The following is a 23,090-nucleotide window of genomic DNA, read 5'->3' on the forward strand; positions in this document are numbered from 1 at the left end:
TGAATACAAGTTATAACAATATATTATTAAGCAAAAAAGGTAAAAAATGAAAATTGATTGTAGAGATTTAGCTTGTCCGCGTCCTGTGATAGAAACAAAAAAAGCTTTAGAAGAGTTAAAAGAAAATGAAAATTTAGAAATTCTTTTAAATTCTCAAGCTTCTAAAGAAAATGTAATAAGATTTTTAAAATCTTTAAATTTGGAATTTAGTGTTAAAGATTTAGATGATGAGAGTATTATTGGTATTGTAAAAGATGGTAATATAGCTCAAACTCAAGAACAAAATTTACAAGAATACAATGTGTTATTTTTAAAAAGTGATAGAGTGGGCGAGGGAGAACTTGGAAAAAATCTAATGCTAGGTTTTTTAAAAACCCTAAAAGATTTATCTAATAAACCTGCAAAAATCCTTTGTGTTAATGATAGTGTTTTGATGAATACTGATTGCTCTCATATGGCTTTTGAAGCTATGAAAGAACTTGAAAATTTAGGAGTTGAAATTTATAGTTGCGGGGCATGTTTGGAATTTTTTGGCAAAAGCAAAGAACTTAAAATAGGCAAAATAGGCAATGCTTATGAAATTTTAAATGAACTTTTTGGAAAGGCAAAGATTATTTCTTTATGATATATAAAGATCAAAAACTAACCCAATATGTAAAAGCTGCGGGTTGAGCTGCCAAATTAGACTCGGTGGGTCTTGACAAAATTCTTGGCATTTTAAAACCGCATGAAAACATTTTAAGTGGTATTAATAATAATGAAGATGCGAGTGTTTATAAGCTAAATGAAGATTTAGCTTTGGTGCAAACTCTTGATTTTATTACACCCGTGGTTGATAGTGCGTATCATTTTGGCGCTATAGCTGCTGCAAATGCTTTAAGTGATGTATTTGCTATGGGCGCTGAGGCGATTAATGCTTTAAATATTGTAGGCTTTGATACTTGTCATTTTAACAATGAAATTTTACTTGAAGTTTTAGAAGGTGCTAGAGTTAAGGTTGAAGAAGCTGGTGCTGTGCTAGTAGGTGGACATACTATAGAAAATGATGAATTTATTTTTGGTCTTAGTGTAACAGGTGTAGTTCATCCTAAGAAATTTATAGCTAATAATAGCGCAAAAGATGGCGATGTGATTTTACTTACTAAGCCTATAGGTAGTGGTATTATTAGTACTGCTATCAAGGCTGGTTTGCTAGAAAAAGCAAAGATTTTAAAAGCAATAGAACAAATGAGTTTTTTAAATCTTTATGCAAGTCGTATTTTAAAGAGATTTAAAAGTCTTAGTGCTTTAAGTGATGTTACCGGTTTTGGTCTTTTGGGACATTTAAAAGAAATGTTAAATAAAGAGCTTATGATAGAAGTGTATAAAAATGAAATTCCTTTAATGGATGGAGTTTTATCAATGGCTAATATAGGGATTATCCCAGCAGGAGCTTATAAAAATAAAGATAGTCTAAAAATTTGGATTGATAATTTAAATGAAAAAGATGAGGATATAGTGTATTTTGATCCTCAAACTTCAGGTGGACTTTTAGCTGCAATGAGTGAAAAAGATGCAAATGAGGCTTTGAAAATTTTGAAAGATTACAATATAGAGGCAAAGATTATTGCTAGATGTGTAAGAAATACTCATAATTATTTATTATTACGCTAATATTTTATTTACAATTAAAAGCATATGTTTATATTTGTTACTTTTTTACATAAAAAAATAAATTACAAATAAATATATGTTGATTTTTGTGGCTATTTTTGTATCATAGAAAGATATTAACTACAAAATGGAGGAAAAAATGATACAAAAAGCTTTGCAATTAGCTGAAGAATTACAAAGAAAGATAGAAAGTAATATCTCTCAAAGCGAAAAAGAATTTCATGCCAAAATGCAAAAACTTTTAAACAATCCTAAAAATAAAGTAATGTTAATTGAGCTTTTAGATCGCTCTTTTAGATGCAAAGATAAAAGTGCAAGTTTTGAGCTTATAGAACATACTTTAAACAAATATGGTATAGCTGATTTTTTTAGTGCTTTTGAAAAATTTTTACTTTTTTCATTTTTAAATTTTGGAAAATTTGCACCAACTCTTAGTGTGCCATTTTTCATTAAGCATTTAAGAGAAGATACTAAAGCTATGGTTTTAGATGCAAATCCTAGTGTTTTAGAGCCTCATATGCGCAAAAGAAAAGATGAAGATAAAATCACCTTAAATGTAAATTTAATTGGTGAAGAGGTTTTGGGTGAGGCTGAAAGTGCTTATAGGATGAAAAAATATGAAGAAGCGCTAAAAACAAGCTATATTACTTATATTTCTATTAAAATTACTACCATTTTTTCCCAAATCAATATTATTGATTTTGAATACTCTAAAGATGAGGTGGTAAAAAGATTAGATAAATTATACGCTCTTGCTTTAGAGGAAGAAAAAAAGCAAGGTGTGTCTAAATTTATCAATCTTGATATGGAAGAATTTAGAGATTTAGAATTAACTGTTGAAGCTTTTATGGAAAGTGTTGCAAAATACGATATTAAAGCAGGTATTGTTTTGCAAGCTTATCTTCCTGATTCTTATGAGTATTTGAAAAAACTTTTTGCCTTTTCTAAAGAAAGAGTTTTAAAAGGTATGAAGCCTATAAAAATTCGCTTTGTTAAAGGAGCGAATATGGAAAGTGAAGAAACTATAGCTTCACAAAGAGGTTGGGCTCTACCTACTTTTTATAAAAAAATTGACACCGATAGTAACTATAAAAAAATGCTTGATTTTGTCTTAGAGGGAGATAATCATAAATATATTAATGTAGGTATTGCAAGTCATAATTTATTTGAAATAGCTTATGCTTATACTAGAATTTCACAAACAGGAGCTTTATCATCTTTTACTTTTGAAATGCTTGAGGGTATGAGTTTGCAATGCTCTTATGAGCTTTCTAAAATGCATGATCTTATACTTTATGCACCAGTTTGCGATGAAGCACATTTTAACAATGCTATTGCATACTTAGTAAGAAGACTTGATGAAAATACTAGTGAAGATAATTTCATGAGATATTTTTTCAATCTTAAAATCAATGATAAAAATTGGCAGATACAAAAAGAATTGTTTATAAAATCCTTAGAAGGCGTTGCTAGTTTGGATAATTCTACTCATAGAACCCAGGATAGAAATAATGAAACAAAAGCTATTAGTTCTTATGAGAGTAAAGAATTTAAAAACGAACCTGATACAGATTTTATCTTAAAAGCAAATAGAGAGTGGGCTAAAAATATAAGAACTAAATATGAAAATTTAGAAAATTATGATGTCTATCCGGTTGCAAAAGAAGAAATTAAAAATGAAAATTTACAAGTAGTAGAAGTTAAAGATAAAATCAAAAATCGCACTATAGGTAAAGCACATTTAGCAGGCCAAGCAGAGATCAAATACGCTTTAGATGTAGCTAAGAGCTCAAATTTTAGTGATTTAAGTCACGATGAAATTTATAAAATTTTAGCAAAAACTGCTCAACTTGTTAGAGATCGTAGAGGAGATTTAATAGGTATAGCAGCTTTAGAAGTAGGAAAAACTTTCTTAGAAATTGATCCTGAAGTTAGTGAGGCTATAGACTTTTTAGAATTTTATCCACATTCTTTGGAAAAACTAAAAGAGCAAAATCCAAATACGACTTTTAAAGCAAAAGGCATAGGCGTGGTGATTGCGCCATGGAATTTCCCAGTAGGTATTTCAGTAGGAACCATAGCAGCACCTTTGGCCGCAGGAAATAAAGTAATATATAAACCATCATCTTTATCGATGTTAACAGGCTATATGCTTTGTAAATGTTTTTGGGATGCAGGAATTCCAAAAGATGCTTTGATTTTCTTACCTGCTAAAGGTAGTGATATATCAAAATACTTACTTGTTGATCAAAGTGTGAAATTTTCAGTATTAACCGGTGGGGAAGAAACTGCTTATGCAATGCTCAAAGCTAATCCAACCTTACTTTTAAGCGCTGAAACAGGCGGTAAAAATGCAACTATTGTTTCTAAATTTGCCGATCGTGATAGTGCGATTAAAAATATCATTCATTCAGCATTTTCAAATTCAGGTCAAAAATGCTCTGCTACTTCTTTACTAGTTTTAGAAGAAGAAGTTTATAATGATGAAGAGTTCAAAAAGACTTTGGTAGATGCTGCTAGTTCCATGGCGGTTGGAAATCCATTTGTATTTAAAAATAAACTTGGAGCTTTAGCAGATAAACCAGATGTGAAATTACAAAAAGCTTTAGATGAGTTAGCTCCATATGAAAGTTGGGCTTTAAAACCTAAATTTGTAGATGATAATCCTTATCTTCTAACTCCAGGGATTAAATATGGTACTAAAAAAGGTGATTTTACGCACATGAATGAGCTTTTTGCGCCAATCTTAACTGTAATGAAAGCAAAAGATTTAAAAGAAGCTATTGATATAGTAAATTCTACAGGTTATGGACTTACAGCAGGATTTGAAAGTTTAGATGAGAGAGAATGGGAATACTTCCATACTCACATAGAGGCAGGAAATATTTATATTAATAAACCAACAACAGGAGCTATAGTTCTTAGACAGCCTTTTGGTGGTATTAAAAAATCAGCCATTGGTTTTGGTAGAAAAGTTGGAATTTATAATTACATTACCCAATTTTTAGATATAGAGCAAAGTCAAGCTGATCAAAATGTCTTAGATAACGAATTAGTATCAAATTTAAATGCTTTAAGTTTGGATTTAAATGAAAAAGATAAAGCCGATTTTGAAGTCATTAAAGCTATGGCAAGAAGCTATGCTTATCATGTAAAGAATGAATTTGCAAGTGCGAAAGATTATGTCAATATAAGAGGCGAGGATAATCTTTTTTCTTATACAAAGGTTAAAAATATCGCTTATAGAGTGCATAAAAATGATAGTTTAAAAGATATTTTAGGGGTTATTTTAGCAGCTAGTGTGCTAAATATTGATCTTATTTTAAGTTATGATGAGCATGAAAAAATAGATCTTGTGCAAAAGATTAATCAAAAAATTAGTTCAAAAACTTTATTCCTTAAAGAAAGTAAAGAAAATTTCATTAGCAAAATAGCTGATTATGAAAGAATTCGTTATTTTGCTCCATTAGATGTTAATGATGAAATTTTCATAAAGGCAGCAAGTTGCGCAAAAATCATTGCTAATGCTAAGCCTTTAATGAATGGACGTTTTGAGTTGCTTTTATATCATAATGAAAAAGCTTTAAGTGTATCTTTCCATCGTTATGGAAATCTAGGCATTCGTGCTTTAAAATAAAAAAAGGAGAATAAATGGAGGTTGTACACATTAATACTCAAATTGCGATAATGTTTGTCGCATATTCAGCATTAATGCTTTTTATCGGATTTTATTTTTATAAACAAAATAAAAATTCAGAAGACTATTTTTTAGGCGGTCGTTCTATGGGGCCTGTGGTTTCAGCACTTAGTGCCGGAGCTTCTGATATGAGCGGTTGGCTTTTAATGGGTTTACCAGGAGCTTTATATGTAAGTGGTTTAGCTGAAAGTTATATTGCAATAGGTCTTAGTATAGGAGCATTTTTAAACTGGGCTTTTGTAGCAAAAAGACTTAGAATTTATACTAGTGTGATTGCAAATTCTATTACCATACCTGATTATTTTGAAACAAGGTTTGATGATGATAAGCATATATTAAGAGTGGTTTGCGCTATTGTTATTTTGATTTTCTTTACTTTTTATGTTTCTTCAGGGCTTGTAGGTGGAGCAAAACTTTTTGAAGCAACTTTTGGAATTCAATATGATTATGCTTTAACTACAGGAACTGTTATTATAGTTGCTTATACATTTTTGGGTGGATATAAGGCGGTTTGTTGGACGGATTTGATTCAAGGTTTATTGATGATGAGTGCCTTGATTATCGTACCTATAGTGATGATTTATCATTTGGGTGGTTTTAGTGAAGCTGTTAATATAGTCAAAGAAATCAAGCCAAATACTTTTTCTATGGGAGAAGGATTAAGCTTTTTAGGTATAGTTTCAGCACTTTCCTGGGGACTTGGATATTTTGGTCAACCACATATTTTGGTGCGCTTTATGTCTATAAGATCAACTAAAGATATTCCAACTGCTACTTTTGTGGGAATTTCTTGGATGGTTATATCTTTAATTGGCGCTTGTTTGATAGGTGTTTTAGGTATAGCTTATGTGAGTAAATTTGAACTTAGTTTGCAAGATCCTGAAAAGATTTTTATCGTAATGTCGCAATTACTTTTTAATCCTTGGATAGCAGGTATTTTATTAAGTGCTATTTTAGCAGCTATTATGAGTACAGCAAGTTCGCAATTGCTTGTTTCAAGTTCAACCATAGCAGAAGATTTTTATAAAAGAATTTTCAATAAAGAAGCGTCTAATAAAATGGTAATGACTTTAGGTAGATTTGGTGTTTTAGCAGTGGCTGTGATAGCTTTTATCATTTCTACTGATAAAAACTCAAGTGTATTAAGTATAGTAGCTTATGCTTGGGCAGGGTTTGGAGCAAGTTTTGGTTCTGTAATGCTCTTTTCATTATTTTGGTCAAAAATGACTAGATATGCTGCTATTGCAGGTATGATTACAGGTGCAGTTGTAGTTGTAGCATATAAAAATTTCTTAGCCGAGTGGCTTAATTTTCCTATTTATGAAATCATTCCAGGATTTTTAGCTGCATCTATTGTGATTGTTTTAGTGAGCTTGGTAACTAAAGTGCGCCCAGGAACTAAAGCAGCTTATGAAACAATGTTAAAACATCTTTAAAGTTTTTTTGTGGGTAATTCTTTGTAAGAATTACCTTTAAAAACTATAGATATATTTTAATTGTGTGCTATATATTCTTTGAGTTTTTGTGCTTGTGTGAAAAATATTTTCTTTACAATCTGAGATAGAACTTCTTATAAAAGGAATTTTAGCACCCAATTCTATACTATGATGATTGTTAAAATTTGCTCTTGTGCCAAAATTAATTCCACTAATGAATCCTTTTTTCTCTATATTTGTAGAATTCACAAAATCCCAATCAGTATAACCTGCAAATAATCCACCATAAACACCCATATTTGTTTCATTTGAGGTAAAATTATATAAAGTATCTAAATTAATCGTATATTCATTCCAACCTGCTTCTTTAGCTTGAGTTACCACTCCATAGTTTATTGAACTTGCTTCGTGATTAAAATAAATTCTAGCGCCAAGTTGAGGGGTATAGAAGTATTTATAGCCCACAATTAGATTAAAAACAATATCTTGTGAGTTATCTTTATATTTTTCTCCGATAATACTTGTTGTATCTTTGTTTCCTGTGCTAGAAATTCCTCCACCTATAAAAAAACCACTATTTTCTGCATTTAAAAGAGTAGTAAATAAAAGTAAAAAGAAAATACTCTTTTTTATGATTTTCATGTATTCTCCTTTATATGATTAAAATTATAATAATATAATTGAAAAAATTATATTATTTTTTATTAATTATATGAAATATTTTTTAATTTTTACTTTATAAGTATAATTATTTTTCATTTTTGTAAAAATATATATTTACTAATTATTTTATTCTAATATATAAATTTATAAGATATAATATAATTTTTGGAAGGTTAGCTTATCTGGTGATGGCCACTGACTTCAAATCAGATGAAAGGGTAGTTGACTACTTTTTGGGGAGTTCGATTCTCTCACCTTCTCGCCAAATTTAAGTCAAAATGGAGTTTTTTTTATGAGTAAAGCAGATATTGTAGTTGGTATCCAATGGGGTGATGAGGGTAAAGGTAAGATAGTTGATAAACTATGTGAAAATTATGATTATGTTTGCAGGAGTGCAGGCGGACATAATGCAGGTCACACTATATGGGTTGATGGTATAAGATATGCTTTACATTTAATGCCATCAGGTGTTTTAAATAAGCAATGTATTAATGTTATAGGAAATGGAGTTGTAGTTAATCCTGATGTATTAATTAGCGAAATGGCTCAATTTGAAAATTTAGAAGGAAGATTGTTTATAAGTGATAGGGCTCATTTAAATTTAAATCACCATGCTTTGATTGATCAAGCAAGAGAAAGACTTAAAGGCGATAAAGCTATAGGAACAACAGGCAAGGGTATAGGGCCAAGTTATGAAGATAAAATAAGTCGTAATGGACATAGAGTAGGGGAATTGCTAGAGCCTGAAAAACTTTGTGAAAATTTAATGAAAGATTTTGAACTTAAAAAAACTTATTTTGATGTTTTAGGTATTGCAATGCCTAGTTATGATGAAATTTTAAAAGATTTAAAACGCTTTAAAGAAGTTTTAGCACCATATATTACAGATACCACAAGAATGCTTTGGAAAGCTTTGGATGAGGATAAAAAAGTATTATTAGAAGGTGCGCAAGGATCGATGCTTGATATTGATCATGGAACTTATCCTTATGTTACTAGTTCAACGACTATTTCAGCTGGAGCTTTAAGTGGTTTGGGGTTAAATCCAAAAGAAATTGGAAAAGTTATAGGTATAGTAAAAGCTTATACAACAAGAGTGGGAAATGGAGCTTTTCCAAGTGAAGATTTAGGTGAAGATGGTGAAAAAATAGGACTTATTGGTAAAGAAATCGGTGTAAGTACAGGTAGAAAAAGAAGATGTGGTTGGTTTGATGCGGTTGCGGTAAGATATACTGCAAGATTAAATGGCTTAGATACTTTATCATTAATGAAACTTGATGTGTTAGATGGTTTTGAAAGTGTTAAAATTTGTAAAGCTTATGAGTATAAGGGACAAGAAATAGACTATGTGCCTTGTGATTTAGAAAATGCTAAACCTATTTATGAAGTAATGGAAGGTTGGGATAAAGTTGCAGGGATTAGGGATTATGATTTATTGCCTGAAAATGCTAAAAAATACATTAAACGTTTAGAAGAATTAAGTGGTGTTAAAGTAGGCTATATCTCTACAAGTCCTGAAAGAGAAGATACTATCATTTTATGAAAAGCAAATATTCTTCTGTGATTAAGCTTAGAAAACAACAGCTTGATAAAGCAGAAGCAAATTTAACTAAAACAAGACAAAAGCTTTTGCAGTGTGAAGAAGAGCTTAAAGAAGCTTCAAAAACTTGCGAAAGCTTAACTTTAGCTGATAAGGGTTCGATAGCTTTGTTAAGATCGTCTTTAAAAATGCAAGAAATTGCAAGAGAAGGTAAGCAAAGAGTTAAGCAAAAATTGGATTTAACTAAAAAAGAATTAGCACACCATCAGCACTTATATAAAAAAGCCCATTTAGAATTTGAAAAAATTAAAGTTTTAGAAAATGAAGAATTAAAAAAAATCCAAAAAGCCTTGCAAAAAGAAGAAGAAAAATTTATAGATGAACTTGCTATAACAAGACATTTTAATAGGGATAAATAATGAAAAAAATAATATATTTATTGATTTTTTTAAATTTTGTAAATGCACAGCAAAATTGTGAGCAGTATTTTGAAGCAAGAAAAGAACAAATGCAAGAACAAATTAGAGAATATGATGAAGCAAGGCAAAGCTTGGAGGCTTATAGAGCATCTTTTGAAGCTTTACAAAAAGAAAAAATGCAAGCTTTAATGCAAAAAGAAGCTGATATTAATGCAAGTTTAGAGCAAATCAAAAGCTTAAAAGAACAAAATGAGCGTATATTAGAAGCAACTAAGCAAAATCTTCAAATTATTAATGATAAAACTATGGGACGTATTACAGAAATCTATGCCAAGATGAAAGATGTGGCTGTGGCAGGTATATTAAGCGAAATGGAGCCTGATGAAGCTTCAAAAATTCTACTTTCGCTAGATCCTAGAAAAATTTCATCTATTATGGCAAAAATGGAACCTAAAAAAGCTTCGGATTTAACACTACTTTTGAAAAATTTAGATCAAAATGCAAGTTCGCAGTAAGTTTTAAGCAGTTTTTACCTTTTTTTTAGTATTATTTCAATAAAAATAAAAAGGTGAATAAATGCGTATCAAACCAGCTCATATACCTTATATAGCAAATAAAATAATACTTGATTTAATACATTCTTCTTTTGTAAAAATCAAAGATGATAGTCAAAAACTTTTAAAAATAGCAAAAGAGATTATAGAAATAGATGTTTTAAACGAGCGTAAGCTTGATGAAAAAGCAAAAGAGCTTTTGGAAAGTCAGGAAGATGAAATTGAGTTTATGCAAATAGATAGAAAAAGTATGTTTTGGATGATTAAGAAAAAATTAGCAAATGAATTTAAATTTATACTTGATAGTGAAGATAGATATAACAATCTTTCTCATAAAATTTTAGAAAATTTAGTAGAAGAGGATTTGATAAATTATAATGTATCAGAAAATCGCGTGAAAAATCTCATTTTTTCAAGCATTATGTCTTATTTAAAAGAGTATGAAAATTTAGAAGATTTGGTTTATGAAAAAATTTCAAATTATAAAAGAAAACTTATCCCAGGTTCTGAAGAATATGAATTAGTATTTGAAAAGCTGTATCAAGAAGAGCTTAGAAAAAAGGGACTTTTATGAAAGCTTATATTTATATAGAAAATGATGTTTTTTTAAGCGCAAAGGCTTTTGGAAAAGGTGGAACTTTTTTTGGTGAGCTTGTTTTTAATACCTCTTTAACGGGCTATCAAGAGATTATTTCTGATCCTTCATATGCAGGTCAGTTTGTGGTATTTTCGATGCCAGAAATTGGTATAGTTGGTGTTAATGATGAAGACAATGAAAGCAAAGAAGTTTTTGCTAGTGGTATGATTATAAGAGAATTAAATGAAGATTATTCTAATTTTAGAGCTAACAATTCTTTAAGTGCTTATTTGAAAAATCATGGCAAAATAGGACTTTGCGAAATTGATACAAGATTTTTAGTTAAAATGATTAGAGATTATGGTAATTTAAGAGCGGTAATATCTACTGAAATAAAAGACAAAGAAGAGCTTAAGAAAATGCTTCTTTCTAGTGCTAAAATCGATGAGGTAAATTATGTAGCACAGGTTAGCACTAAAAGCTCTTATAAACATAGTAAAGGTGCCTGGGATCATAGCAAAAAAGCTTATGAGAATGTAAAAGCAAGTGGTAAAAAAGTAGCTGTGATTGATTATGGTGTAAAAGAAAATATTTTAAATGAGCTTGTAAGCGTTGGGCTTGAAGTAGAAGTTTTTCCTTATAATACCAAGGCAAAAGATTTGATTGAATTATACCAAAAAGGTGTGATTCATGGGGTATTTTTATCTAATGGGCCAGGTGAGCCAAGAATTTTAAAAGATGAAATCGCAGAGATTAAAAAATTAGCAGAAGCAAAAATTCCTATGCTAGGTATTTGTTTAGGACACCAACTTTTAAGTAATGCTTTTGGTTATGAAACTTATAAGATGAAATTTGGTCAACATGGAGCAAATCACCCAGTAATCAACCTTACAAATAACACAGTAGAAATCACAGCCCAAAATCACAACTATAATGTTCCTGAAAAAATAGCAGAGGTTGCAACAATTACTCATAGAAATTTATTTGGTGACAATGTAGAGGGTGTAAGATATAAAAATTATCCTATTATATCAGTACAACACCATCCAGAAAGCTCATCAGGGCCACATGAGAGCAAGTATATTTTTAAAGAATTTTTAGAGCTTTTGTGAATTTAGATTTTATTGCTTTAGCGAGTATAGCTTTTCTTTCAAGCTTTGGACATTGCTATGGAATGTGCGGAGGCTTTGTTTTGGCTTATACTCAGCTTTCAAAGCAAATTAAACTCCCTTTTTCTCTTTTGATTTTCTCTTATCATTTATCTAGAATTTTTGCTTATGTTTGCTTAGGCGTATTTTTTGGAATTTTTGGAAATTTATTTTCTTTTAACGAATTTGCAAAAGGTGTAATGTTTTTTATTATTGGGCTTTTTATGATGATTTTAGCTTGTGCTTTAATTTTTAAAGGAAAATTTTTAGCTTTTTTTGAAAGCTCTTTAATTTTTGACTGTATCATCAAAAAAAATATTTCCAAACTAATTCAAAATAAGTCTTTAAAAAGTACTCTTTTTTTAGGATTTTTAAATGGTTTTGTGCCATGTGGATTGGTGTATTTTTACATAGCCTTTGGTATGAGTGTGCAAAATATTTATTTGTCAGCATTAATTATGCTTGTTTTTGGACTTTCAACCTTGCCCGCTTTGATATTTTTTGCTTATTTTTCTAAAACATTAAATGAAAAATTTCAAAAAATAGCTAGTTTGATTTCTTATATTTTAATCTTTTTTTATGGTGTGTATTTTTCTTATACAGGTTTTATACTCACGCGATAACATTACAATTTATTAATAAATAATAAATAATTTGACATAATTTAAGCTAAAAAAGATATTAAATATCATATAATATAAAGATTGCATAATTGCAGAAAAAAACTTAAGGAGAGGAAATGCACCCAGGAAATGCATTAAACTATGACTATACGGTTGCTAAATATTTTATGTTTGCTACCTTATTGTTTGGTGTTATTGGTATGGCTATTGGAACGCTTATTGCCTTTCAAATGGCTTATCCGGATTTAAACTATTTAGCCGGTGAGTATGGTACTTTTTCAAGACTTAGACCATTACACACTTCAGGTGTAATTTTTGGTTTTATGCTCTCAGGAATTTGGGCTACATGGTATTATATTGGTCAGCGTGTACTAAAAGTTAGTATGGCAGAATCAAGCTTTTTAATGTTTATTGGTAAATTACATTTTTGGCTTTATATGATCACTATGATTATAGCTGTTATTACTTTGTTTGCAGGTGTTAGTACTTCAAAAGAGTATGCTGAACTTGAATGGCCACTTGATATATTGGTAGTTTTAGTTTGGGTTTTATGGGGTGTAAGTATTTTTGGACTTATTGGAATACGCCGTGAAAAAACTTTATACGTTTCACTTTGGTATTATATAGCTACTTTTTTAGGTATAGCAATGCTTTATCTATTTAATAATATGGCTGTGCCAACATATTTTGTAAGTGGAATGGGTGATTGGTGGCATAGTGTTTCTATGTATGCAGGAACAAATGATGCGTTAGTTCAATGGTGGTATGGACACAATGCAGTTGCATTTGTATTCACTGTTGGTATTATTGCTCAAATTTATTATTTCTTACCAAAAGAAAGCGGTCAACCAATTTTCTCTTATAAATTGTCTTTATTTGCATTTTGGGGCTTAATGTTTGTTTATTTATGGGCAGGTGGACACCACTTGATTTATTCTACTGTACCTGATTGGATGCAAACTATGGGTTCAGTTTTTTCAATTGTGCTTATTTTACCTTCTTGGGGTTCAGCAATTAATATCTTACTTACTATGAAAGGTGAGTGGAGTCAATTAAGAGAAAGTCCATTAATCAAATTTATGATTTTAGCTTCAACTTTCTATATGTTCTCAACTTTAGAAGGTCCTATTCTTTCTATTAAATCAGTTAATGCATTAGCACACTTTACAGATTGGATTCCAGGGCATGTTCATGATGGTACTTTAGGTTGGGTTGGCTTTATGACTATGGCAGCACTTTATCATATGGTGCCTAGAATGTTTAAAAGAGAGCTATATAGCAAATCACTAATGGAAGCTCAATTTTGGATTCAAACCACAGGTATAGTATTGTACTTTAGTTCTATGTGGATAGCAGGTATTACTCAAGGTATGATGTGGAGAGCTACAGATGAGTATGGTAACTTACTTTATACTTTCATCGATACTGTTGAAGCTATTATTCCTTACTATTGGATTAGAGCTGTGGGTGGCTTGTTATACTTGGTAGGATTTTTCATGTTTGTTTATAATATTTACAAATCAATCGCAGTGGGTAGAGTACTTGATAAAGAACCAAAAAGTGCTTCACCTATGGCAGCATAAGGAGGAAAAATATGTTTAGTTGGTTAGAAAAAAATCCATTCTTTTTTGCTGTAGCGGTATTTATTGTGATTGCATATGCGGGTATTGTAGAAGTTTTACCTGATTTTGCTCAAAATGCAAGACCAATTGAAGGTAAAAAGCCTTATACGGTTTTACAACTTGCAGGACGTCATGCTTATATTAAAGAAAGTTGTAATGCATGTCATTCACAACTTATTCGTCCTTTTAAATCAGAAACAGATCGTTATGGTATGTATTCAGTTAGTGGTGAATATGCTTATGATAGACCATTTTTATGGGGCTCAAAAAGAACCGGACCTGATTTATTACGTATAGGTAATTTTAGAACTACAGATTGGCATGAAAATCATATGTGGGATCCAGTTTCAGTTGTTCCTGGTTCTATTATGCCAGCTTATAAACATATGTTTAGCAATAATGCAAACATAGAAACAGCTTATGCAGAAGCATTGACTGTGAAAAAAGTTTTCAATGTGCCTTACGATGTTGAAAATGGTACAAAACTTGGTACTTGGGAAGAAGCTCAAGCAGAAGTTAAAGCAGAAGCTCAAGCTATAGTAGATCAAATGAAAAATCAAGATGTTAAAGATGCGTTTGCTAGAGGCGAAATTAGAGAGATTGTAGCTTTAATCGCGTATCTTAATAGCTTAAAATAGGAAAAACCATGGATTTAGAACTAATAAGAGAGCTACAAGCTTATGGTTTTTTTGCTCTTGTAGTATTTTTAGTGGTAGTTTTGTATTCTTATTGGTTTCATTTATATAGATCTGAAAAAACAGGTAGAAGAAACTATGAAAAATATGCTGATTTAGCATTGCATGATGAAATCAGTGATCGTGTTTTAGAGCAAAATAAAAGGAGTGCTTAATGCAATGGTTGAATTTACAAGATAATGTTAATTTATTATCTTTTATTGGAGCAATTCTTATCATACTAATTACGCTTGTTGTGGTAGGAAAATTATTTAAAAGTATGAAAGAAGAAAAAAGCCAAGGTGAGCTAAGCGAACATAGCTGGGATGGTATAGGCGAGTTTAAAAATCCTATACCACTTGGTTGGGCTGTGGTGTTTTTCTTGTCTATAGTATGGTGTATATGGTATTTCCTTTGGGGATATCCTTTAAATAGTTATTCTCAAATTGGTGAGTATAACAAAGAAGTACAAGCGCATAATGAAAAATTTGCACAGAAATTTGCAAATTTAAGTGCACAAGATAAACAAGAAATGGGTAAAAATATTTTCTTGGTTCAGTGTTCTTCTTGTCATGGAATTACAGGTGATGGTATTAATGGAAAAGCACAAAACCTTAACATTTGGGGTTCAGAAGAAGGACTTATAGAAGTAATTACTAAAGGTTCTAAGGGTATGAATTATCCTATGGGTGAGATGTTAAGCGCAGCAGATAATGGCATAGATGAGGCTGATATCCCTGCAATTGCAGCTTATGTTGCTTCTGAAATTTCAGCGATTAAAAAAACTGAAAATCCTCAGCTTGTGGCAAAAGGAAAAGAGCTTTTTGTAACTTGTACAGTATGTCATGGAGAGGACGGAAAAGGAACTATTGATGGACAATTAGTAGCTCCGGATTTATCAAAATACGGTAGTGCTGAGTTTGTAGTAGATGTTTTAAATCGTGGTAAAGCAGGTAGTATAGGTGTAATGCCTCACTTTAACAATGGTTTATTAAACGAGCTTCAAAAAGAAGCAGTTAGTGAATATGCAATTTCTCTTTCAAGGGGTGAATAATGGAAAATTCAAATAGATGTGTATTTTCACTTTCAGGTGTTAGTGGAATGTTAATAGCAACTGTTTTATTATTATCGATTTTAGCTGGATTTACTGTTTGGGGTTTAAAAGCACAGCAAGATGTAATGCAAAAACCTTATAAATTAGAAAAAGCAGAGCAAATTAAAATGTTTGACTCTAAAAGAGAAGAACATATCATCATAAAGGAATGATTATGGCAAAAGTTCTTGAATACTTAATCATAGCTGGCTTAGTTGTAGCAGCAGGAATTACTGCTTGGTCGGTTTTAACTGTAAATCATCTTTTTATAGGATGAAAAATACATTTAAGGGCGGTTTTTTAACCGCCATTTTTATTTGCTTTGCTAATTTCTTGCATGCTGAAATATTATTAAATGATAACATCTTAAATACTGCAATAGAACAAAATATCACTTCAAGTTCTAAACAAATCCATGAATTAACCGGAGTTAATATAGCCTTAGCATTAAGTGATAAAAAAGACTTTGAAAGCTTAAAAAGCTATGAAGCTAATTTGAGTAAGCCATATATTTTGCTTGTGTTTTCTAAAGCTTCGCATAAGGTGGATATACTTGCAAGTGATGATGCTATGAAGTATTTTGATAAAGAAGGTGTTTTAAGTCCTTATCCTGAAAAAGGAACGATTTTACCTATACTTGCAAATCCTAAACAAAAAGATATTTATAATGCTGCTATTTTAAATGGCTATGCAGATATTGCCGATCAAGTGGCAAATTATTTTAATATAAAACCTTTTTATGGAAATTCAAATCGTGATACTTTAAATATCATGAGAATTTTAATCTATGGCTTTTTATGTGTCGCAATTTTAATGCTAGTTCAAAGAAAAATCAAAAGGAGAAGATAAATGCAAAATCAAAAAACATTTTGGCCTTATGGTATTTTGATTTCTTTAGGGCTTATTGTTATAGCTTGTATTGTTACGGTTTTTATTGCAAGCAAAGCCCCTGTGTATGAAGATAATTTTTATTTTGATTCTTATCAAAATGTTGAGTTAAATTATAATGAAATTCAAAACAGACAAAAGATTTTTGATGAAAATTTTAAGCTAAGCATTAAAGACAAAGAAAGCTTTGTGCATAAGAAAAATCAAGTTTATTATATCAATGAAGGGCAAAATGAGCTGAGAATTGCTATTGAAAATTTAAAAGATTATGACTTAAGTAAGCTTCAAATTCAAACTTTACTTTCACGCCCACATACAAATGCAAATGATGAGAATTTACAAGCAAAATTAGAAGGAAATGATTTGGTATTTGATTTTAATATCAAAGAAAAAGGTGTTTGGCAAATACTTTTAAAAATCACTCAAGATGAAAATAGTGTAGGATTTTTTAAATTCTTTTTACAAACTAGATAATGAAGCTTTTTGTATTTAGCTCACTAAGAGCTTTAAGAAAATATTATGAGAAAAAACTACAGATTGATAGTTTAGTAGAACCGGCTATGAGTATAGCTGAATTTATGCAAAAATTAGTTTTTTCTCCATGTTTTCAAGCAACTCATTATGAGTGTTTGCTTTTGATGAAAAAGGCTTGCGAGCAAACTAAAAATTTAGAGCAAAGTTTAAAAATACCGAGTAATTTTTTTGCTTTCTTAAAAAACAATGCTTATTTATTTAGTTTCTTTAAAGAGCTTAGTTTAGAAAAAAAAGATATCAACTCATTAAAATTTCATGATGCTTATGCTCAGTATGATGAGCATTTGCAAATTTTAGAAGAGCTTTTTAAAAATTATCTTGTCTTGTTAAAAGAGCAAAATCTATATGATGATATTTCTTTGCCACTAGATTATGAAATTAATAGCGATTTTTTAAAAAATTATGATGAGATTATTTTTGATTTTCAAGGTTTTTTAAATGCCTTTGAAGTAGAGCTTTTGTTAAAAGTTAAGGAAATACTTCCTCTTAAAGTGCAGTTTAATTGCACTAAATTTAATAAAGATTTTTTAAATACTCTTAGCTTTTTACAAGGACTTTCTCTTAAGGAAAATCATGCTTATTTGTTTGATGTAAATCAAAAAATAATTTTAAAAGAAGAGTGCTTTTTTAAAGAAAGTAAAATTAGTTATAAAAGTTTTCACTTAAGATCTTTACAAGCTGCTTTTGTTTTTGAAAAAATTAATTCTTTTTTAAAATCCGGTATAAACGCAAAAGATATTGTAGTGATTACTCCTGATGAGAATTTTGTAGATATTTTAAGACTTTATGATAAAAATAATGTTTTAAACTATGCAAGTGGAGAAAGTATTAAAAACACACTTTTTTATCATAGATTAAAGTCTTTGTATGAAAGTGCTAAAGATGATGAGTTTGAGTATGAAGAAAATGAAGAATTTTATGAAAGGTGTAATTTAAACAAACATTTGTGCAATTTACACTTTTTTTCTTCTAATGTTGATTTTATAGAGTTTAAAAAGCTTTTTGATGAAAATATTTCTTATGATTTTTTTGAGAATTTTATTTTTAATTTGCTAGAAGATAGTGATGAGGAATTAAAAAATTATATATATCAAGAGCTTATTTTTATCAAAGAGCTTGTAAAAACACACAAGTTAAGCTTTGTGCAAATTTTAGAATTATTTTTTATGCAAATTGATGGTATAAAACTAAGCAGTGTTGGTGGTGGTGAAGTTACTGTAATGGGACTTTTAGAAAGTAGGGGGCTTAGATATGATGGGGTAATTATAGTTGATTTTAATGATGAGTTTATCCCAAAAAGAGTTTCAAGCGAGTTATTTTTAAACAATGAAATTCGCAAAAAAGCAGGACTTATCACTCATGCTCAAAGAGAAAATTTACAAAGACATTATTATTATACTTTAATAGCCAAGGCAAAATTAGTTGGAATTTCTTATGTGGAAAATGAAGAAAAAATCAAATCAAGATTTTTAAATGAACTTGAATTTCCGCTTTATGAAGATAAAACTTATAGCAATAATGCTTATGTGAAATATTTCCAAACTTATCCATGTACTTTTAATCTTGAACCTATTGTAAGTATTAAAGCAAAACATGATTATTTTCAAAGCGATCTTTCTTTTTCAAGATTTCATCTTCTTGTACATTATGGTTTGGATTATTATTATAAGTATGTTTTAAGATTAAAAGAGCCAAAGACTTTAGATGATACACTTAGAGCAAATGAGTTGGGGAGTTTTATCCATAAGGCTTTAGAGCTTTATTATACACAAAAATCTAAAAATCATTTTGATTATGAAGTTTTTATGCAAGTGGTAAAAAACATTAAACAATACCGAGTTGATGCGCTAAATTTAGCTTTAATACAAACTATATTTAAAGAATTTCAAACACTTGAAAATGAGCATTTTAAGCAAGGTTATGTGGTAGAAAAATGTGAATTTAATCCACCAAGAAAAGAATTTATTGCAGAAAATGGAGTGAAAATTCACGCCATAGGCTTTTTAGATAGAGTAGATAATAATGGCAATGAAAGATTGATTATAGATTATAAAAGTGGCAAGGCAGATGAAAAGTCTTATCAACTTGCTTTTTATAAGTTTTTATTAGAAAATCAAAATGCCTTATTAAATACAAAAGCTTGTTTTTATGATCTAAAAAATATCAAAATCATACATGAAAATGCTAAAAGCAAGAGCGTGCAAGAACTGAAAGATTTACTTAATGAGCTTGCTAAAGAGCCTTTGGAAAAAGAATTTTTTAATCAAAAAAACGACAATGCTTACAGCCCTTATACCATGCTTTATAAAAAGGAGTTTAAACTTTGAGTTATCATTTTGAGCCTTTTTTAGCTTTAGAAGCTAGTGCAGGAAGTGGGAAAACTTTTGCATTAAGTGTGCGTTTTGTAGCTTTGGTTTTAATGGGAGCTAAGATTAATGAAATTTTAGCCCTTACTTTTACTAATAAAGCTACAAGCGAAATGAAAGAAAGAGTTTTTAAAACCTTTTTAGAATTTGATGTGCTTGAAAATGGAGAGAATAAAGCAGAGTGTAATGAGCTTATGAAAATGCTAGGCAAAAGCAAGAATGAGCTTATAGCTTTAAGAGAAAAATACAAAGATGAGTTTTTAAGATCTAAGCTTAATATCTACACTTTTGACAGCTTTTTTTCACAAATCATTCGTTCTTTTGCTTTAAATTTAGGTCTTATAAGTGATTTTGACATTATAGAAAGTCAAGATAGTTATAAAAATTTCATTTCTAAATTAGACGAAGAAGAACTAAGGGCTTTAGCTTATTACATTGTCCAAACAAAAAGTAAAAGTGATTTTTTGCAAAATCTTGAAAGCTTGTATGAAAGATCTTGTGAGATAAAATCTATACAAAATGCACATTTTCCAAATAAAACTTTTTTAGAAAAAAGCTTAAGTGAGTTTATAACTTATGCAAGAAATTTAAGCACAGATAAAAACTATCAAAAAAATTTCGAATTTGAAAACATAGAAGATTTCTTTACTAAACCTATTATTTGTGATTTAGATAAAAAATATTTTGTAAAAGTCATCGATAGTGAATTTTTACAAAAAAGAGCAGAGTTTTTACAAAGCGCAAAAGAGTATTTTACTCAAATGGAAAATTATCGCATTAGTATGCTTGCAAAGCTTTTGAAGCATTTTAAAGAAGCAAGAAATGAAAATAATGCCAAGCAAAATGCATTGACTTTTTCAGATATAGCTTTAAAAACTCATGAGTTAATTAGTGATGAAACTAACAAAGATTTGATTTATTTTAGACTTGATGGTTATATTTCGCATTTATTAATCGATGAATTTCAAGATACTAATGTTTTGCAGTATCAAATTTTAAAACCCATCATCGCTGAGCTTGTTTCAGGCGAGGGAGTGAAAAAAAATAGAAGCTTTTTTTATGTGGGGGATAAAAAGCAAAGCATATATGGTTTTAGAGGGGGTAAAAAAGAGCTTTTTGATAAGCTTTTAAAAGACTTTCCACAAATTAAATTAGAGCATTTAGATACTAATTATCGTAGTAAAAAGATCATTGTTGATTATGTAAATGAAGTCTTTAAAGATAAATTTTTTGATAGCTTTTTAAATCCTAGCTTTACTTTGCAAAAAAGCATTAAAGAAGGTGGATATGTGGAAGTTTTGCAAAATCATATCCCACCAAAAAGTTCTTTACATGAAGCAAGTGGCAAAGAAGTTTTAAAGATCATCCAAAAGCTTTTAGAAAAAGGCGTAAAGCTCAGTGAAATTTGCATTTTGGTGTGGATTAACAAAGACGCTACTTTAATGAAAGAATTTCTTGAAGAAAATGACATTAAAGCTTATACACAAAGCAATGTAGCTTTGATAGATTGTATTAGTGTAAGAGTGCTTTTTGAGTACGCAAAGGCTTGTGTGCTTAAAGATGAGTTTAGTTTGTACTTTGCAAGTAGTATTTTAGAAAAAGAACTTGAGTTTATAACGCTTGATTTAAACCGTAGTGTAAGTGAGATTTTAAAATACCTAGTGCATATTTTAAAGCTTGATTTAAGTGATGTTAATCTCATCGCATATTTAGAGTATGCAAGCACTTTTGATAATTTTTTTGATTTTTTGTTTGCTCCATGCGAGTTAAAGTCTTTGCAAGCTCAAGATGATGGAGTAAGTATCATGACTGTGCATAAATCTAAGGGGCTTGAATTTGAAAATTTAATCGTACTTGATAGACTTAGTAAAAAAGCTCCGGATAATGAAACTTTAATGTTTGAGTATGATTTAGAGCAAGGTTGGGAAGTAAAATACCGACACAGTGTTAGAAAATATCTTGAAGATCAAAATTACAATGCCTTTTTAGCTAAAAGAGAAAAACTTCAAGCAGAAGATGAGATAAATTGTCTATATGTAGCCCTTACTAGAGCTAAAAACTCTCTTTTTATTGTAAAAAACGATGAGAGTTTTAAAACCTTTAAGAGCTATTTTCAAGACTATGAAGAAAAACAAATAGGCATTATAGAAGAACAGCTTGTTAAAACAAATGAGCCTTTAGAAAATTTAGAACAAATAGAAAACTTTGAAGAATTTCAAAAGGTAAATTTGCAAGAAGTTAAAGTAAAAAGTCATCTTTCAAGCACGCAAATACATTTTGGCTTGGCTTTGCATGAGTTTTTGCAATATTTTGACTTTAACACTAAAAGTAATTTTGAATTTTGCAAGCAAATGGTGCATAAAAAATATCGTTTTTACTTAGATGATGAAGGTTTTAATGAGCTTTTTAAAAGACTTACTATGCTTTTAAAAGATGAGAGCTTTAACGCGCTTTTAGTGGGTAAAAAGCTACTAAAAGAGCAAATCATCACTTATAAAGGTGAGCAAAAACAGCTTGATATGCTTGCATTTGATGATAATGAAGCTATCATTATAGACTATAAAACGGGTTTAAATTTAAACGAGCATAAAAAGCAAGTTTTGCTTTACAAAGAAGCTATAGAAAAAATCCTAGCCAAGACTTCCACTAAGGCTTTTTTGGTGTATGTTTTAAAGGATAGAGTGGAGATAGTGGAGGTTTAATAATAATCTATATCATCAAATATAGGTTTTATTACAATCTCATCTTTTTCATTCATAAAACCATAATTATTTCCCATTCTAATTATTATCAAACCTTCCTTAAAATCACCTAGCTTAATAATTTCAGGGTTCATTATTTATCCTTTCAACAAATTTATAAAGTTATTTAATCTTTAGATACAATATTACCTTTTTTGTCAATAAATACCCATTTTCCGTTTAGTTTAACTTTTGCTATTCCGCCTCTAAAATACCGTATATCGTCAAATTGAGGTTCTATTGCAATTTTTCCACTTGTATCAACAAAACCCCATTTACCATTCAGTTTAACACCAGTCAAACCTTCATTAAAACCCCACGTATAATCAAATGCATTTTCAACTAAAATTTTATTATTTTCATCGACTAAATTCCATTGATTATTATCTTTGATAGCTCTTAGATCCTTATGTTTGTGTATATAAGCACCTATACAAGCTTTCCTATCTCCCTTGTCGCATTTTTCTTTGTAGATAGCTTGGAGTATTTTACAACTTGCTTCATCGCTGTGGCATTTACTTTCAAGTTCGCTTATGCAAATTCGGCTATATTTTCCACCATAAAAATACTGATACACACTAGCTAAAGCTATCAAAAACAAAATTATCGCACTAGCTATGATTTTACTTTTGTGTTTTGTGATGAATTCTTTTCTTTGTTTGAGTTTCTTTTCTCTTTCTTCTTGGGCTATTTTTATCTCTTCTTCGATTTTTCTTTTTCTTTCTTCTTCTAATTTTTTTAATTCTTCTTGTCTTTGTCTTTCTTTTTCTAGTTTTTCTTTTGCTTGTGGATCGTATAGTTCATTACTACCACATTCTTTACAAAATTTAGCTACATCTAAATTTTTCATATTACAGCGCTT

23 protein-coding genes and 1 tRNA gene are annotated in these 23,090 nt (G+C 29.9%); 21 read left to right on the plus strand and 3 right to left on the minus strand.

The genetic code is table 11. The features are described from left to right. Positions 1 to 46: 46 nt before the first annotated feature. From yedF to putP, 4 genes are all read left to right on the plus strand, one after another. A complete protein-coding gene (gene yedF / locus L8V88_RS00965) occupies positions 47 to 625 on the plus strand; it encodes a sulfurtransferase-like selenium metabolism protein YedF (protein WP_263726415.1) in 579 nt (192 codons plus the stop codon). Continuing rightward, positions 622 to 1,653: a selenide, water dikinase SelD gene (gene selD, locus L8V88_RS00970; RefSeq protein WP_263726416.1), complete on the plus strand. Its 1,032-nt coding sequence runs from the start codon at positions 622 to 624 to the stop codon at positions 1,651 to 1,653. Before yedF ends, selD begins: the two co-directional genes overlap by 4 nt. 139 nt (positions 1,654 to 1,792) lie before the next feature. Continuing rightward, positions 1,793 to 5,290: a bifunctional proline dehydrogenase/L-glutamate gamma-semialdehyde dehydrogenase gene (locus L8V88_RS00975; RefSeq protein ID WP_263726417.1), complete on the plus strand. Its 3,498-nt coding sequence runs from the start codon at positions 1,793 to 1,795 to the stop codon at positions 5,288 to 5,290. Positions 5,291 to 5,304: 14 nt separating this feature from the next. Further along, a complete protein-coding gene (gene putP / locus L8V88_RS00980; protein ID WP_263726418.1) occupies positions 5,305 to 6,786 on the plus strand; it encodes a sodium/proline symporter PutP in 1,482 nt (493 codons plus the stop codon). Positions 6,787 to 6,822: 36 nt separating this feature from the next. On the opposite strand, the gene L8V88_RS00985 is transcribed toward putP, so the two are convergent. After that, positions 6,823 to 7,428 carry an outer membrane protein gene (locus tag L8V88_RS00985; RefSeq protein WP_263726419.1) on the minus strand — a complete coding sequence of 202 codons (606 nt, stop codon included), beginning with the start codon at positions 7,426 to 7,428 and terminating at the stop codon, positions 6,823 to 6,825. Positions 7,429 to 7,616: 188 nt separating this feature from the next. Here L8V88_RS00985 and L8V88_RS00990 point away from each other — a divergent pair. The 17 genes from L8V88_RS00990 (at position 7,617) to L8V88_RS01070 (ending at position 22,189) form a co-directional block, all read left to right on the plus strand. Then, positions 7,617 to 7,714 (plus strand) — tRNA-Sec (locus L8V88_RS00990). A 27-nt stretch (positions 7,715 to 7,741) separates the two neighbouring features. Further along, positions 7,742 to 8,992 carry an adenylosuccinate synthase gene (locus L8V88_RS00995; protein WP_012661109.1) on the plus strand — a complete coding sequence of 417 codons (1,251 nt, stop codon included), beginning with the start codon at positions 7,742 to 7,744 and terminating at the stop codon, positions 8,990 to 8,992. Then, entirely contained in the window at positions 8,989 to 9,408 is a 420-nt protein-coding gene (locus L8V88_RS01000) for a flagellar FliJ family protein (protein ID WP_263726420.1), read from the plus strand. The genes L8V88_RS00995 and L8V88_RS01000 overlap by 4 nt, the downstream gene beginning before the upstream one ends. Continuing rightward, positions 9,405 to 9,923 carry a MotE family protein gene (locus L8V88_RS01005; protein WP_263726471.1) on the plus strand — a complete coding sequence of 173 codons (519 nt, stop codon included), beginning with the start codon at positions 9,405 to 9,407 and terminating at the stop codon, positions 9,921 to 9,923. Before L8V88_RS01000 ends, L8V88_RS01005 begins: the two co-directional genes overlap by 4 nt. A gap of 61 nt (positions 9,924 to 9,984) precedes the next feature. Then, positions 9,985 to 10,536, plus strand: a complete 552-nt coding sequence (locus L8V88_RS01010; protein WP_263726421.1) for a DUF507 family protein — start codon at positions 9,985 to 9,987, stop codon at positions 10,534 to 10,536. Then, complete coding sequence (gene carA, locus L8V88_RS01015) at positions 10,533 to 11,651, plus strand: glutamine-hydrolyzing carbamoyl-phosphate synthase small subunit (protein WP_263726422.1); 1,119 nt, start codon at positions 10,533 to 10,535, stop codon at positions 11,649 to 11,651. Before L8V88_RS01010 ends, carA begins: the two co-directional genes overlap by 4 nt. Beyond that, a complete protein-coding gene (locus L8V88_RS01020) occupies positions 11,648 to 12,310 on the plus strand; it encodes a sulfite exporter TauE/SafE family protein (protein ID WP_263726423.1) in 663 nt (220 codons plus the stop codon). The genes carA and L8V88_RS01020 overlap by 4 nt, the downstream gene beginning before the upstream one ends. A gap of 116 nt (positions 12,311 to 12,426) precedes the next feature. Then, a complete protein-coding gene (ccoN, locus tag L8V88_RS01025) occupies positions 12,427 to 13,893 on the plus strand; it encodes a cytochrome-c oxidase, cbb3-type subunit I (protein ID WP_263674776.1) in 1,467 nt (488 codons plus the stop codon). Positions 13,894 to 13,904: 11 nt separating this feature from the next. Further along, positions 13,905 to 14,570, plus strand: a complete 666-nt coding sequence (gene ccoO, locus L8V88_RS01030) for a cytochrome-c oxidase, cbb3-type subunit II (protein ID WP_087700416.1) — start codon at positions 13,905 to 13,907, stop codon at positions 14,568 to 14,570. An 8-nt stretch (positions 14,571 to 14,578) separates the two neighbouring features. Continuing rightward, on the plus strand, positions 14,579 to 14,782 hold the full coding sequence (locus L8V88_RS01035) for a cytochrome c oxidase, cbb3-type, CcoQ subunit (protein ID WP_039617636.1): 204 nt from the start codon (positions 14,579 to 14,581) through the stop codon (positions 14,780 to 14,782). Beyond that, entirely contained in the window at positions 14,782 to 15,660 is an 879-nt protein-coding gene (ccoP, locus tag L8V88_RS01040; RefSeq protein WP_263674777.1) for a cytochrome-c oxidase, cbb3-type subunit III, read from the plus strand. Before L8V88_RS01035 ends, ccoP begins: the two co-directional genes overlap by 1 nt. Beyond that, complete coding sequence (locus tag L8V88_RS01045) at positions 15,660 to 15,872, plus strand: DUF4006 family protein (RefSeq protein WP_263726424.1); 213 nt, start codon at positions 15,660 to 15,662, stop codon at positions 15,870 to 15,872. The genes ccoP and L8V88_RS01045 overlap by 1 nt, the downstream gene beginning before the upstream one ends. A 2-nt stretch (positions 15,873 to 15,874) precedes the next feature. Continuing rightward, positions 15,875 to 15,976 (plus strand): hypothetical protein, encoded by a 102-nt coding sequence (locus tag L8V88_RS01050; protein WP_087685197.1) that lies wholly within the window; start codon positions 15,875 to 15,877, stop codon positions 15,974 to 15,976. Beyond that, positions 15,973 to 16,548 (plus strand): hypothetical protein, encoded by a 576-nt coding sequence (locus tag L8V88_RS01055; RefSeq protein WP_263726425.1) that lies wholly within the window; start codon positions 15,973 to 15,975, stop codon positions 16,546 to 16,548. The genes L8V88_RS01050 and L8V88_RS01055 overlap by 4 nt, the downstream gene beginning before the upstream one ends. Then, positions 16,549 to 17,061 (plus strand): FixH family protein, encoded by a 513-nt coding sequence (locus L8V88_RS01060; RefSeq protein ID WP_263726426.1) that lies wholly within the window; start codon positions 16,549 to 16,551, stop codon positions 17,059 to 17,061. Further along, positions 17,061 to 19,448: a PD-(D/E)XK nuclease family protein gene (locus L8V88_RS01065; protein WP_263726427.1), complete on the plus strand. Its 2,388-nt coding sequence runs from the start codon at positions 17,061 to 17,063 to the stop codon at positions 19,446 to 19,448. Before L8V88_RS01060 ends, L8V88_RS01065 begins: the two co-directional genes overlap by 1 nt. Further along, positions 19,445 to 22,189, plus strand: a complete 2,745-nt coding sequence (locus tag L8V88_RS01070) for a RecB-like helicase (RefSeq protein WP_263726428.1) — start codon at positions 19,445 to 19,447, stop codon at positions 22,187 to 22,189. The genes L8V88_RS01065 and L8V88_RS01070 overlap by 4 nt, the downstream gene beginning before the upstream one ends. On the opposite strand, the gene L8V88_RS01075 is transcribed toward L8V88_RS01070, so the two are convergent. Together L8V88_RS01075 and L8V88_RS01080 are read right to left on the minus strand one after the other, a co-directional pair. Beyond that, the gene (locus L8V88_RS01075) at positions 22,186 to 22,323 is read right to left on the minus strand and encodes a WG repeat-containing protein (protein ID WP_263726429.1); all 138 of its coding nucleotides are present in this window, start codon (positions 22,321 to 22,323) and stop codon (positions 22,186 to 22,188) included. The genes L8V88_RS01070 and L8V88_RS01075 overlap by 4 nt on opposite strands. Positions 22,324 to 22,355: 32 nt before the next feature. Further along, a complete protein-coding gene (locus L8V88_RS01080; RefSeq protein WP_263726430.1) occupies positions 22,356 to 23,078 on the minus strand; it encodes a WG repeat-containing protein in 723 nt (240 codons plus the stop codon). Between the last annotated feature and the right edge of the window lie 12 nt (positions 23,079 to 23,090).

This window comes from Campylobacter sp. IFREMER_LSEM_CL2101, from assembly GCF_025771825.1.
Lineage (GTDB): Bacteria > Campylobacterota > Campylobacteria > Campylobacterales > Campylobacteraceae > Campylobacter_D > Campylobacter_D lari_C.

What these genes read in the sequence shown, in the direction of transcription:
- L8V88_RS01035 (WP_039617636.1), top strand. Translation starts at nt 14,579, where the DNA reads ATGGATTTAGAACTAATAAGAGAGCTACAAGCTTATGGTTTTTTTGCT.
- ccoO (WP_087700416.1), top strand. Translation starts at nt 13,905, where the DNA reads ATGTTTAGTTGGTTAGAAAAAAATCCATTCTTTTTTGCTGTAGCGGTA.
- ccoP (WP_263674777.1), top strand. Translation starts at nt 14,782, where the DNA reads ATGCAATGGTTGAATTTACAAGATAATGTTAATTTATTATCTTTTATT.
- yedF (WP_263726415.1), top strand. Translation starts at nt 47, where the DNA reads ATGAAAATTGATTGTAGAGATTTAGCTTGTCCGCGTCCTGTGATAGAA.
- L8V88_RS00975 (WP_263726417.1), top strand. Translation starts at nt 1,793, where the DNA reads ATGATACAAAAAGCTTTGCAATTAGCTGAAGAATTACAAAGAAAGATA.
- L8V88_RS01055 (WP_263726425.1), top strand. Translation starts at nt 15,973, where the DNA reads ATGAAAAATACATTTAAGGGCGGTTTTTTAACCGCCATTTTTATTTGC.
- carA (WP_263726422.1), top strand. Translation starts at nt 10,533, where the DNA reads ATGAAAGCTTATATTTATATAGAAAATGATGTTTTTTTAAGCGCAAAG.
- L8V88_RS01050 (WP_087685197.1), top strand. Translation starts at nt 15,875, where the DNA reads ATGGCAAAAGTTCTTGAATACTTAATCATAGCTGGCTTAGTTGTAGCA.
- L8V88_RS01065 (WP_263726427.1), top strand. Translation starts at nt 17,061, where the DNA reads ATGAAGCTTTTTGTATTTAGCTCACTAAGAGCTTTAAGAAAATATTAT.
- L8V88_RS00995 (WP_012661109.1), top strand. Translation starts at nt 7,742, where the DNA reads ATGAGTAAAGCAGATATTGTAGTTGGTATCCAATGGGGTGATGAGGGT.
- L8V88_RS01045 (WP_263726424.1), top strand. Translation starts at nt 15,660, where the DNA reads ATGGAAAATTCAAATAGATGTGTATTTTCACTTTCAGGTGTTAGTGGA.
- L8V88_RS01075 (WP_263726429.1), bottom strand. Translation starts at nt 22,323, where the DNA reads ATGAACCCTGAAATTATTAAGCTAGGTGATTTTAAGGAAGGTTTGATA.
- L8V88_RS01010 (WP_263726421.1), top strand. Translation starts at nt 9,985, where the DNA reads ATGCGTATCAAACCAGCTCATATACCTTATATAGCAAATAAAATAATA.
- L8V88_RS01060 (WP_263726426.1), top strand. Translation starts at nt 16,549, where the DNA reads ATGCAAAATCAAAAAACATTTTGGCCTTATGGTATTTTGATTTCTTTA.
- putP (WP_263726418.1), top strand. Translation starts at nt 5,305, where the DNA reads ATGGAGGTTGTACACATTAATACTCAAATTGCGATAATGTTTGTCGCA.
- ccoN (WP_263674776.1), top strand. Translation starts at nt 12,427, where the DNA reads ATGCACCCAGGAAATGCATTAAACTATGACTATACGGTTGCTAAATAT.
- L8V88_RS01080 (WP_263726430.1), bottom strand. Translation starts at nt 23,078, where the DNA reads ATGAAAAATTTAGATGTAGCTAAATTTTGTAAAGAATGTGGTAGTAAT.
- L8V88_RS00985 (WP_263726419.1), bottom strand. Translation starts at nt 7,428, where the DNA reads ATGAAAATCATAAAAAAGAGTATTTTCTTTTTACTTTTATTTACTACT.
- L8V88_RS01000 (WP_263726420.1), top strand. Translation starts at nt 8,989, where the DNA reads ATGAAAAGCAAATATTCTTCTGTGATTAAGCTTAGAAAACAACAGCTT.